We start from the raw sequence: 10360 nt of genomic DNA, 5'->3' as shown, positions 1-10360 counted from the left end.
GCTGCACATCGGCCGACCCGACCTGCCCCGGACCTTCGACGACGGTGGCCTGGTGGACATCAACGCGGTGGAAGAGCGGGTGATCGCCCGGCTGCCCGGGATCAACGCAGGGCAGGCCCGACAGGTGGCGATGGACCGGTGGCTGCGCGGCCCGTTCGGCTCGATGGAGGAGCTGGCCGCCCGCTGCCTCCTGCCGCCGCTGCTCACCGACTCTCTCCGCGACCTCCTGGTCTTCCTCCCCCCGCTCCCGCACCCCACCCCGTCCCAGCAGAGTTGACCAAGAAGCTTGCGTCCGGCCGGGCCCGGATGGTGACGCAAACCTCTTGATCACCGGGAGCGGGCGCGGGCCGGGGCGGGGGTGAAGTCGGCGGGCGCTGGTAGAAATGCCGGATGAGCCAGGATCGGGCGGCGGTACGGGAGCGAGCCGAGGCGGTGCTGCGCCGGCTGGCCGGCGAGCACGCCCGGCTGCGCGAGGACCAGTGGCGGGCGATCGAGGCGCTGGTGGTGGACCGGCGTCGGGTGCTCTGCGTGCAGCGCACCGGGTGGGGAAAGTCGGCGGTGTACTTCGTCGCCACCGCCCTGCTGCGGGAGCGCCCCGACGCCGCCGGCCCGACCGTGATCGTCTCGCCGCTGCTGGCCCTGATGCGCAACCAGGTGGAGTCGGCGGCGCGCGCCGGCATCCGGGCCCGCACCATCAACTCGGCCAATCTCGACGAGTGGGACGAGATCACCGGCGAGATCCACGCCGGCGCGGTGGACGTGCTGCTGATCAGCCCGGAACGGCTCAACAACCCGGACTTCCGGGACACCGTGCTGCCGAAGCTGGCCGCCACCACCGGCCTGCTGGTGGTGGACGAGGCGCACTGCGTCTCGGACTGGGGGCACGACTTCCGCCCGGACTACCGCCGCCTGCGTACCTTCCTGGGCAACCTGCCCGAGCGGACGCCGGTGCTCGCCACCACCGCCACCGCCAACGAGCGGGTCACCGCCGACGTCGCCGAGCAACTGGGTGACGCTCTGGTGCTGCGCGGCACGCTGGACCGGGAGTCGCTGCGGCTGGGCGTACTCGACCTGCCGAGCCCGGCGCACCGGCTGGCCTGGCTCGCCGACCATCTGGACCGGCTCCCCGGCTCGGGGATCATCTACACGCTGACCGTGGCGGCGGCCGGGGAGACGGCCGAGTTCCTGCGGGCCCGGGGCTGGTCGGTGGCCTCCTACACCGGCCAGGCCGAGGACGCCGACCGCCGCGCCGCCGAGCAGGACCTGCTCGACAACAAGATCAAGGCGCTGGTCGCCACCTCCGCACTGGGCATGGGCTTCGACAAGCCGGACCTCGGCTTCGTGGTCCACCTCGGCGCGCCGCCCTCGCCGATCGCCTACTACCAGCAGGTCGGCCGCGCCGGCCGGGCCGTGGAGCACGCCGAGGTGCTGCTCCTGCCCGGCGTGGAGGACGCGGCCATCTGGCGCTACTTCGCCTCCCTGGCCTTCCCGCCGGAGGAGCAGGTCCGCGCCGTGCTCGCCGCGCTGCCCACCGACCGGCCGATGTCCACCCAGGCCCTCGAACCGGTCGTCGACCTGCGCCGGACCCGGCTGGAGCTGATGCTCAAGGTGCTCGACGTGGACGGCGCGGTCCGCCGGGTCCGCGGCGGCTGGCTCGCCACCGGCGAGCCCTGGGTCTACGACGAGGCCCGGTTGCGCCGCGTCGCCCAGGCGCGCACCGCCGAGCAGCAGGCCATGCGGGAGTACGCGACCACGCCCGGCTGCCGGATGCGCTACCTGCGGGAATGCCTGGACGACGCCGGGGCGGGCGACTGCGGCCGGTGCGACCGCTGCGCCGGTCCGCTCTTCACCGCCGAGGTCTCCGACGCGGCGCTCACCGCCGCGCAGACCTTCCTGGGCCGCCCCGGCGTGGAGATCGCGCCGAAGAAGCTCTGGCCGACCGGTCTAGAGGCGGTGGGCGTACCGCTGAAGGGCCGGATCCCACCGACGGAGCAGGCACTGCCCGGGCGGGCCGTGGGACGGCTGTCCGACCTGGGCTGGGGTGGGCGGCTGCGCGGCCTGGTCGGGCCGGAGGCGGCGGACGGACCGGTCCCGGACGACGTGGCCGCGGCCGTGGTCGAGGTGTTGAAGGCCTGGGCGCACGGCGACGACCCCTGGCCGCGCCGCCCGGTCGGCGTGGTCGCGGTGGGCTCCCGGACGCGCCCCGCGCTGGTCGGCTCGCTCGCCGAGCGGATCGCCACCGTGGGCCGGCTGCCGCTGCTCGGCCGGGTGGTCCCCGCCGGTCCGGGCGGGGCCGGCGGGCCGCGCGGCAACAGCGCCCAGCGGGTACGCGCGCTGCACGACGCCTTCACCGTTCCGGACGAGCTGGCCGCCGCCCTCGCCGGGCTGGACGGGCCGGTGCTGCTCGTCGACGACCTGATCGACTCGGGCTGGACGGCGACCATGGTGGCCCGGCTGCTGCGCCGGGCCGGCGCCCCCGACGTCCTGCCCCTCGCCCTCGCCGTGGCCGGCTGACCCGGCTCGCCGGCACCGGGTGGCGGCGGGGTTCCCGGGGCGGTCGTCCGCGGCCCAGGAAAAGTTCCCGGCCGGGCCGGAATGCGAGCGTCACCACCGTCACCGACCGTGCGCGGGCCGGCACCACGTCCAGCGGTACCGTGGGCCCATGACCGAGCAGCGACCCGTCACGCAGACGTACGCCGTCACCGGGATGACCTGCGAGCACTGTGTGCGGGCGGTCACCGGGGAGCTGTCCGCCCTGCCCGGCGTCGAGGAGGTCCAGGTGGATCTGACCACCGGCACCGCCACCGTCACCAGCACCGCGCCGCTGCCGGTCGAGTCGGTGCGGGCCGCCGTCGACGAGGCGGGTTACGAGTTGGCCGGCGGCGTTGCCTGAGTCGCCGCCCGCCGGACCGGCCGCCGCAGACCCGCCCGCGTGGCCGGTCGAGCCCGCGCCGGCGGTCGGGCCCGCGCCGGCGGTCGGTTTCGGCGTCCCGGTGGGGGGGCCGCCCCTCCGGCCGGACCGGAGCACCCTGCGGCTGGCGCTGGTGGTCGGCGGGCTGGTGCTCGCCGTACTCCTCGGCTTCGGCCTCGGCCGGCTGAACCCGCCGCCCAGCACGGCGTCCGGCGCGGCCCCGACGGCCGGCGGGCACACCCACCCGCCCGGCACCGGCGCGCACTCGCACGGCGGGGCGGCCGTCGACCAGGGCACCGCCGCGGACGCCGCCGGCCTGTCGGTCAGCGCGGCCGGCTACACCCTCACCCCGTCGGCCGTGGAGTTCCCGGTCGGCCGGGCCGGTGAGCTGCGGTTCCAGATCCGCGACCAGCGGCGGCGGGCGGTCACCCGGTTCGCCGTCGTGCACGACAAGCCGATGCACCTGATCGTGGTCCGCCGCGACCTCACCGGCTACCAGCACCTGCACCCGACGATGGCCCCGGACGGCACCTGGTCGGTGCCGCTGACGCTGACCGAGCCGGGCGTCTGGCGGGCGTACGCGGACTTCACCGCGGTCGCCGACGACGGCGGGCAGACCGCCGTCACCCTCGGGACCGACCTGACGGCCCCCGGCGGGTACGCGCCCCGCCCGCTGCCGGCGCCGGCCACCACCGGCACGGTCGACGGGTTCACCGTCGCCTACGAGGGGACCCCGAAGGCGGGGGAGCCGACTCCGTTGCGGTTCCGGGTCAGCGCCGGTGCCGCCGCGGCGCCGCTGGAGCGCTACCTGGGCGCGTACGGCCACCTGGTCGCGCTCCGCGAGGGCGACCTGGGCTACCTGCACGTGCACCCGCAGAGCGGGCGGGACGGCGATGCGGTGACGTTCCAGCTGACCGTGCCCGGCCCCGGCCGCTACCGGATGTTCCTGGACTTCCAGGTGGCCGGCGTGGTGCACACCGCCGGCTTCACGGTGACGGTGCCCTGACCGCTCGCCGACCGCTCGGGCGGCCCGGTGGACCGGCAGGCTGACCGCTCAGCCGGCCCGGCGGACCGGGCGGCGGGCCAGGTAGCGGAGCAGGTCGCGGATGTGGTGCTTCTCCTCGGCGGGAACGCTGGGGTCGGCCAGCCGCTCCAGGATCACCCGGACGTCCGCCTCCACCGGCGCGTCCTCGGCGCGGCGGCGCGGCGTGGGGCCGGCGTCGGGCAACCCGAGGGCCCGGAAGGCGGCCGCCACCGGCAGGTCGAGGGCACCGCAGAAGCCGCGCACCTTGGCCAGCTCGGGGTAGTCCTGCCAGTCACCGGCGAGCCAGCGGAACACGGTGGAGCGGCCCACGCCGGTGTGCGTGGCCAGGTCGGTCACCGTCCAGCCGCGCACTTCACGGGCGTCGTCGATGGCGCGACGCACGAAACGCGCGAAGGCCATCTGCGGCGATACCTCTGCGGAACCCATTCCTGCGGGGTCTTCCTTCCCGACCGGAGCACCGGACGGTGCGCCTAAGAGGGTAGTACGGCGCGACGCGGAGGCAACCGACCGACCGGTCTGATCGTCTCGTGGGCGGGACTCGCGGGGCGTCGGGAAGCGCAGCGGCGAGCGGGGCCGCTAGGCCGCCGGCCCGTCGGTCCCCGCGCCGGACAGCAGGGTCTCCAGCCGCGGCGTGACCTGCCACTGGTCGACCAGCTCCCGGTACTCCGCCCGCTGCGCGTCGGTCGGGGCCGTCCCGATCCGGCGGGCCCGAATCAGCAGGTTCCGCGGGGTGTGCCGGGAGTCGACGAACTCGACCACCTCCGCCCGGTAGCCGTGCAGCCGGAGCAGCCCGGCCCGCAGCGCGTCGGTCAGCACGTCGGCGAACCGCTCCCGCAGGATGCCCTGCCGGGTGAGCAGGTCGTACGGCGCGGGCGCCGGCCGGGCGCGCAGCTGGGCGGCGATGTCGTGGTGGCAGCAGGGCGCGGCGAGCACCCAGCGGGCCCCCCACCGGACGGCGCGGGCCAGCGCCTCGTCCGTGGCGGTGTCGCAGGCGTGCAGCGCCAGCACCAGGTCCGGGGCCGGCTCGACCACCGCGTCGGCGATGGTGCCGGCGACGAAGTGAAGCTGGTCCGCCCAGCCCAGCCGCTCGGCCAGCTCGGTGTTGCGCCGGCGCTGGTCCTCGCGCACGTCCACGCCGACCAGCTCCACGTCCAGCCCGCGGGCGGTGAGGTACCGGTGGGCGGCGAAGGTCAGGTACGCGTTGCCGCAGCCCAGGTCGACCACGCGGAGCGGGCCGGTCAGGTCGTCCGGCAGGGTCGCGGCCAGCGCCCGGAGGAACGCGTCCACCTGTCGGCGCTTCGCGGCCGAGCCGCCGATCTCGGCGAAGATCGGATCGCCCGGGTCGAGCAGGTAGTCCTTCTCCCGGTCGTGCCCGCCCGGCTCGGCCGCCGGCCGGCTCGCCGCCGCCCGGTGCACCTGCGCCTCGCCCGACTTGGTCACCCGCAGCTGCAGCGTCGCGTCGGCCGTCTCCACATGCCAGTTCCCGAACGGCTCGGCCAGCAGCGCGTCGACCGCCGCGCCGGCCTCCACGCCCGGCGCCACGTTTCTGGTGTACGGCCGGGCCCCGTCGGAGGTGGAGATCTGTAGCCGCGGGCCGGCCTTGAGGGTGACCGGCCGCAGCTCGGCGCGGACCACCGAGGGCCGGTGCCCCCGGCGTCGTCCGGCGGCGACCGCCCGGGTCAGGGCGGGGTCGAGCAGCAGCGCCCGGACCTCGGTCAGGGCGGCGTCCAGCGGTTCCGGCATCGCTCCATCATCCTTCCCGGCCGCCGGCTTCCCCGGCGGTCCGGTCGTGGGTGTCCTGTGGCACCCCTCCGCTCCGCTCGCGGTGGCAGGGAGTGCCGGTGCTGGGTGTCCTCTCGACATCCTTTGCTCTGCTTCAGCCGCCGCAACACCTGGCGGGCGATGGTGTTGCCTCCGCTGCAGCAGAGCAAAGGGCACCAGGTGGGGTGTCCCGCGTCCGAGCGCCGGCAGCCCGGCCCGGCTGCGTGGCCCCCGGACAGGGGACGTCCCCCGTACCGGGGACCGGTGCGGGGGACGTCGGAGTGTCGCAAGGGTCAGTCGGCGGTGGCCTCGGCCGGCGTACCGGCGCCCGAACCACCCGCACCACGGCGGCGCCGGCGGCGACGCGGCTTCGACGCCGCCTCGCCCTCGGCGGAGGCCGCCGCGGCCGGCTCGCTGCCGTCCTCGGCGGAGATCACCGCGGTGGGCTCGCCGGCGATCGTCTCGCCCGCCCGGCGGCGACGCCGCCGGCGCGGGGTACGGGTGCCCTCCTCGGCGGAGGCGTCGGCGGGCGTCCCGCCCTCGGGCGTGGCCGCGGCGTCGCCGCCCCAGCCCCGGCCGCGCTCGCGGTCGCCGCGCTCGCGGTCGCCGCGCTCGCTCCGGCCGCGGCTCTCGCCGCGGCGGGAGCCCCGGCTCTCACCGCGCCGGGGCCGGCCGCCGAGGTCCTCCTCGACCTCCGCCGACAGCCCGGCCCGAGTCCGCTCGGCGGTCGGCAGGGTGCCGGTGACGTCGCGGGAGATGTCCAGGTCGGTGTAGAGGTGCGGAGAGGTGTGGTACGTCTCCAGCGGCTCCGGCATCTCCAGCCCGAGCGTCTTGTCGATGATCCGCCAACGGGGCATGTCGTCCCAGTCGACGAAGGTCACCGCGACACCGGTCGCCCCGGCCCGGCCGGTACGACCGATCCGGTGGGTGTAGGTGTCCTGGTCCTCGGGGCAGTCGTAGTTGATGACGTGGGTGACGCCGGTGACGTCGAGCCCACGTGCCGCCACGTCGGTGGCGACCAGGATGTCGATCTTGCCGGCGCGGAACGCCCGCAGGGCCCGCTCGCGGGCGCCCTGGCCCAGGTCCCCGTGGACGGCGGCGACCGCGAAGCCGCGGAAGTCGAGGTCCTCGGCGACCCGGTCGGCGGCCCGCTTGGTCCGGGTGAAGATCATGGTCAGGCCGCGCCCCTCCGCCTGGAGGATGCGCGCGACGATCTCGACCTTGTTCATCGAGTGGGTGCGGTAGACCAGCTGCTGCGTCTGCGGCGACGGGCCGGTCTCGGCGGTGTGCCCGGCGTGGATGGTCACCGGCCGGCGCAGGAAGCGCCGGGACAGGGCGACGATCGGGTCCGGCATGGTGGCCGAGAACAGCATGGTCTGCCGGTCCTCCGGCAGCATCGCGAGGATCTTCTCGACGTCGTCGAGGAAGCCCAGGTCGAGCATCCGGTCGGCCTCGTCGAGGACCAGCGCGCGCACCCGGTCGAGCCGCAGGTGCTTCTGCTTCTGCAGGTCCATCAGCCGGCCGGGCGTACCGACCAGGATCTCGACGCCCTTACGCAGCGCGTCGATCTGCGGCTCGTACGCCACGCCGCCGTAGATCGGCAGCACCCGCACGCCCCGGGTCTTGCCCGCGGCGGCGAGGTCCTTGGCGACCTGGATGCCCAGCTCGCGGGTGGGGACGACGACCAGCGCCTGCGGCACGCCGTCGCTGCCCTCGGCGGGGGCGAAGACGCGCTCCAGCAGCGGTACGCCGAAGCCGAGGGTCTTGCCGGTGCCGGTCGGTGCCTGGCCGATCAGGTCTACGCCGCGCAGCGCGATCGGCAGCGCGTACTCCTGGATGGCGAACGCGCGGGTGATGCCGGCGGCGGCCAGGGCCTCGACGGTCTCCTGGCGGGCGCCGAGTTCGGCGAAAGTGGGAGCCTCCGGACGGACCGGAGCGGTGGGGGCCAGTTCCTGGCCCACGTTGTCCTGAATCAGCTCGCTCATATGGATTTGGGGGTGCCCTCTCGTGGTGCGCCCCGTCATGTCCTCAGGGCGCGATCGGTATGGCGCGGGCCACACGGTCGGGCGGAATGCCGAGCCGGACCGGGCCGCACGCGCGCCGCGGGTCGGGTGCGATCAGTTCACTGATCGGATCGACGCCCACGGCAACTGTTCCATACTACCTGAACCCCCTGGTGGCTGTCCTGATTCCGGGTGACCGGGCGACGTCCGGGGGTAACGGGTGTGACCTGCGCCACAAGGGCGTGGGCGGCCGGGTCACCTGGCCGGACGGTAGCCTGCGCTGGTGTCCGCCCCGACCGCGCCCGACCCGGCCCTCGTCGACCTGCTCGGCCTGGTGGCGTACGGGGAGCTGCTGGCGTTCGACCGGCTGGCCGCCGACGCCCGGCTCGCCCCGGACCTGCGCCGCCGGGCCGCGCTGAGCGAGATGGCCGCGGCCGAGATCGGCAGCTACCGGCGGATCGCCGACCGGCTCGCGGCGCTCGGCGTGCCGCCCGACGACGCGATGGCCCCGTACGTCGGGGCGCTCCAGGCGTACCACGACTCGACCGAGCCGAAGAACTGGCTGGAGGCGGTGACCAAGGCGTACGTCGGCGACGCCATCACCGACGACTTCCTCCGGGAGATCGCCGACGGCCTGGCCGAACCGGACCGCCGGCTGGTCCTCGATGTCCTGCACGACTCCCGGTACGCCGAGTTCGCCGCCGCCGAGATGCGGGCGGCGATCGAGGCCGACCCGCGGGTGGCCAACCGGCTCTCGATGTGGGCGCGGCGGCTCGTCGGGGAGGCGCTCTCCCAGGCCGGGCGGGTCGCCGCCGCCGACCGGGGCGGGCTGACCTCGCTGATCACGCGGCGGGAGGGCGCGGACGTGCCGGCGCTGTTCCGGCGGATGACCGCCGCGCACACCGCGCGGATGACCGCCGCCGGGCTGAACAACTGAGCCGCCTCGGGCGTGCCGCGCGGCAGGGACGCGGGTGCGTCGCCTGCCGCGGCAACCGGATCGTCAGCGGACGGTGAACCCGACCGCGCGGGGCGCGGCCTCCGCGATCTCGACGTACGCGACCTTGTTGACCGGCACGATCACCCGTCGGCCCTTCTCGTCGGTCAGGGAGAGGGTGCCCTCGCCCTTGGCGAAGGCGTCGGTCACGATCTGCTCGATCTCGGCTGGCGTCTGCGCGCTCTCCAGGACCAGCTCGCGCGGCGCGTACTGCACGCCGATCTTGACCTCCACGGTGCCTCCTCAACCTCAACTGGGGCGAAAAAGCCGCCGTGCGAAGGCTATCCGATCTGACGGCCCGATGTTCAGGCTGACTCACCTTGCAGCGGGAAGCTGGCGATGCCCCGCCAGGACAGCGCGGCGACCAGCGCCTCCGCCTCCGCTTTCGGCACCTGCCGCCCGCCGGCCAGCCAGAACTGCGCCGCCGTCTCCGCCGCCCCGACCAGGCCGGAGGCGAGCAGCTCGGCGTGCGCCCGGCTGACGCCGGTGTCCGAGATGATGGTGTCGGTTATCGCCGCGATGCAGCCCTGCTCGACCCGCTCCACCCGCTGCCGGACGGCCGGGTCGTTGCGCAGGTCCGACTCGAAGACCAGGCGGAACGCCTCGCTCTCGTGGTCGACGAAGTCGAAGTACGCGCGCACCGACGCGCTCACCCGCTCCTTGTTGTCGTTGGTGCCGCGCATCGCGTCGTGCACCTTCGCCACGATGGCGTCGCAGTGCGTGTCCAGCAGCGCCAGGTAGAGCTCCATCTTGCCCGGGAAGTGCTGGTAGAGCACCGGCTTGGAGACCCCCGCCCGCTCGGCGATGTCGTCCATCGCCGCGGCGTGGTAGCCCTGGGCGACGAACACCTCCTGGGCGGCCGCGAGCAGCTGCTTGCGCCGCGCCGAACGGGGCAGGCGGGTGGGCCGGCCTGCGGTCTGTGCACCGTTCCCCACAGCGGTCATGGGAGCCTCCGAGTTTCGTCGTACGAGCCGGCACTTATCACCCGAACCGGTCCGGGTCGTGAACCCGTCCCGGAATTGGCCCGCCGCTGTAACTTATCGCCACTGTCACCACACGGTAGCCTCAGCGGGGGCGACCAAGGAGCGCGCGGTGAGTGAATCAGGGCAACCCGGAGCCGCCACCCCGGGAGAGCACGGCGACGGGACGGGTCAGCAGGACGACCTGGCCCGTTCCGCCGGCGGGTGGGCGCCCCCGGCAGCCGGCTGGTCCCGCGGCGGGGAGGCCGGCCGCGAGCCGACACCCGCCTGGCGGCAGCCCGACCCCGCCGGCGGCTGGGGCGCCTCGTCCACTCGACACGGTGACCTGCCGGCCCCGCTGGCCGGGCCGCCCGCCGAGGCGCCGCCGGCCCGGGTCAACGGCCGTCCCCACGTCAACGGCGTGCGCTACGCCGAGGAGGAGCCGCCCGTGTCCCGCCAGGCTCCGGTGAGTGCCCCGCCCGCCGCCGAGCCGCGGCGCGACCTCGACGGCGACCGGCTGGTCGTACCGGCCCAGCGACCGGCGCCCCCGGCGGAGCAGCCGTCCGCCGAGGCCGAGCCCGGCCCGGCCCGGCGATCAGCTCGGGGGTGAGGGCCTCCGGGGTGAGGCTGCCCGCGAGTGCCAGCAGCTCCGGCGGGAGCTGGACCGGACCCGCCGACCGGCCGCGG

The 10360-nt window shown here is 75.3% G+C and carries 11 protein-coding genes; 6 read left to right on the top strand and 5 right to left on the bottom strand.

All coding sequences use genetic code 11. The annotated features are described in order from the left end of the window. The 4 genes from DKT69_RS28820 to DKT69_RS28805 form a co-directional block, all read left to right on the top strand. On the top strand, positions 1-277 hold a 277-nt coding region (locus tag DKT69_RS28820), incomplete at its 5' end, for a ComEA family DNA-binding protein (protein ID WP_146231236.1). A gap of 113 nt (positions 278-390) precedes the next feature. Continuing rightward, a complete protein-coding gene (locus DKT69_RS28815) occupies positions 391-2514 on the top strand; it encodes a RecQ family ATP-dependent DNA helicase (RefSeq protein ID WP_109804614.1) in 2124 nt (707 codons plus the stop codon). A 148-nt stretch (positions 2515-2662) separates the two neighbouring features. Continuing rightward, positions 2663-2893, top strand: a complete 231-nt coding sequence (locus DKT69_RS28810; protein ID WP_109804613.1) for a heavy-metal-associated domain-containing protein — start codon at positions 2663-2665, stop codon at positions 2891-2893. 100 nt (positions 2894-2993) lie between these two features. Beyond that, positions 2994-3917 carry a DUF8832 domain-containing protein gene (locus tag DKT69_RS28805; RefSeq protein ID WP_109804615.1) on the top strand — a complete coding sequence of 308 codons (924 nt, stop codon included), beginning with the start codon at positions 2994-2996 and terminating at the stop codon, positions 3915-3917. Positions 3918-3965: 48 nt separating this feature from the next. On the opposite strand, the gene DKT69_RS28800 is transcribed toward DKT69_RS28805, so the two are convergent. From DKT69_RS28800 to DKT69_RS28790, 3 genes are all read right to left on the bottom strand, one after another. Then, positions 3966-4382 (bottom strand): helix-turn-helix domain-containing protein, encoded by a 417-nt coding sequence (locus DKT69_RS28800; protein WP_109804612.1) that lies wholly within the window; start codon positions 4380-4382, stop codon positions 3966-3968. 150 nt (positions 4383-4532) lie between these two features. After that, positions 4533-5699, bottom strand: a complete 1167-nt coding sequence (locus DKT69_RS28795; RefSeq protein ID WP_109804611.1) for a class I SAM-dependent methyltransferase — start codon at positions 5697-5699, stop codon at positions 4533-4535. Between the two features lie 311 nt (positions 5700-6010). Continuing rightward, positions 6011-7702 carry a DEAD/DEAH box helicase gene (locus DKT69_RS28790; RefSeq protein WP_109804610.1) on the bottom strand — a complete coding sequence of 564 codons (1692 nt, stop codon included), beginning with the start codon at positions 7700-7702 and terminating at the stop codon, positions 6011-6013. 301 nt (positions 7703-8003) lie between these two features. Here DKT69_RS28790 and DKT69_RS28785 point away from each other — a divergent pair, with 301 nt between their 5' ends. Beyond that, positions 8004-8657 (top strand): ferritin-like fold-containing protein, encoded by a 654-nt coding sequence (locus DKT69_RS28785; protein WP_109804609.1) that lies wholly within the window; start codon positions 8004-8006, stop codon positions 8655-8657. Positions 8658-8720: 63 nt separating this feature from the next. Here DKT69_RS28785 and DKT69_RS28780 read toward each other — a convergent pair whose 3' ends face one another. Next, positions 8721-8948, bottom strand: a complete 228-nt coding sequence (locus tag DKT69_RS28780) for a DUF3107 domain-containing protein (RefSeq protein WP_109804608.1) — start codon at positions 8946-8948, stop codon at positions 8721-8723. A gap of 71 nt (positions 8949-9019) precedes the next feature. After that, positions 9020-9658 (bottom strand): TetR/AcrR family transcriptional regulator, encoded by a 639-nt coding sequence (locus DKT69_RS28775; protein WP_043965396.1) that lies wholly within the window; start codon positions 9656-9658, stop codon positions 9020-9022. A 148-nt stretch (positions 9659-9806) separates the two neighbouring features. Between DKT69_RS28775 and DKT69_RS39205 the strand changes: the two genes are divergently transcribed. Beyond that, positions 9807-10283, top strand: coding sequence for a hypothetical protein (locus tag DKT69_RS39205; RefSeq protein ID WP_109804607.1), 477 nt, complete (start codon positions 9807-9809; stop codon positions 10281-10283). Positions 10284-10360: the final 77 nt, after the last annotated feature.

Origin of the sequence: Micromonospora sicca, assembly GCF_003172935.1 — a bacterium.
Classification (GTDB): domain Bacteria; phylum Actinomycetota; class Actinomycetes; order Mycobacteriales; family Micromonosporaceae; genus Micromonospora; species Micromonospora sicca.
Note: the sequence above shows the minus strand (reverse complement) of the source record. Positions and strands in the feature narration are given on the sequence as shown.

What these genes read in the sequence shown, in the direction of transcription:
- DKT69_RS28815 (WP_109804614.1), top strand. Translation starts at nt 391, where the DNA reads ATGAGCCAGGATCGGGCGGCGGTACGGGAGCGAGCCGAGGCGGTGCTG.
- DKT69_RS28810 (WP_109804613.1), top strand. Translation starts at nt 2,663, where the DNA reads ATGACCGAGCAGCGACCCGTCACGCAGACGTACGCCGTCACCGGGATG.
- DKT69_RS28800 (WP_109804612.1), bottom strand. Translation starts at nt 4,382, where the DNA reads ATGGGTTCCGCAGAGGTATCGCCGCAGATGGCCTTCGCGCGTTTCGTG.
- DKT69_RS28795 (WP_109804611.1), bottom strand. Translation starts at nt 5,699, where the DNA reads ATGCCGGAACCGCTGGACGCCGCCCTGACCGAGGTCCGGGCGCTGCTG.
- DKT69_RS28790 (WP_109804610.1), bottom strand. Translation starts at nt 7,702, where the DNA reads ATGAGCGAGCTGATTCAGGACAACGTGGGCCAGGAACTGGCCCCCACC.
- DKT69_RS28775 (WP_043965396.1), bottom strand. Translation starts at nt 9,658, where the DNA reads ATGACCGCTGTGGGGAACGGTGCACAGACCGCAGGCCGGCCCACCCGC.